General features: G+C 70.6%; 1 protein-coding gene. It reads left to right on the top strand.

The genetic code is table 11. The features are described from left to right. Positions 1–175: 175 nt before the first annotated feature. The coding region (trhA, locus tag AC1DWF_RS34905; RefSeq protein WP_476843050.1) for a PAQR family membrane homeostasis protein TrhA at positions 176–685 on the top strand (510 nt) is incomplete at its 3' end.

Below are 685 nucleotides of genomic sequence, written 5' to 3'. Positions count from 1 at the left end.
GGTCTACACSGTCTACGACCTGCATCCCTTCTTCCTGGACGAGATCACGGCGCGCGGCGCGGCGCAGAAYGGCATCACCTGGCATCCTTGCCGCCCGCCCGTGCAGAAGCTCGACTTCGAGATGGACTGCCGCGGGCTGGACCACGAGATCCTGCTGCGCGTGTAGAATGCCGGCATGACGAACTCCCGCGTCCTGTCGCCGGTCTCCTCGGGGGCGCTGCTGGCCGATGCCTGCATCCACGTCCTCGGCGTGACGGCCTCCATCGCAGCCTGCGTGGCGCTGGCGGCCGTGATGCCCCGGCGGGCCGACTGGCTTCCGACGGCGGCGATCGGCCTCTACGCGATGGGGTTGGTGGCCATGCTGGGCTGCTCCGCGGCCTACAACCTCGCGGCCGAGGGACGCGGCAAGCGCATCCTGCGCCGGTTCGACCACGCGGCCATCTTCGTGATGATCGCGGGGACCTATTCGCCCGTCTCGCTGCTGGGCATCGGCGGCGGCTGGGGGTGGGGCGTGGCGGGTTTCGTCTGGGTGGGGGCGCTGGTCGGCGCCACCCTCAAGCTCTTCGCACCCGGACGGATGGAGCGCGTGGCGATCGCAGCCTACCTGCTGCTCGGCTGGGTGGGGATCGTGGCGATCGTGCCACTGGTGACGGCCCTTCCGGCGCTGGACCTGGCCTTCCTGGGC

The organism is Aminobacter sp. P4_D5 (assembly GCF_056401815.1).
The sequence above is the reverse complement of the archived record's forward strand: the minus strand, read 5'-3'. Positions and strand labels throughout refer to the sequence as shown.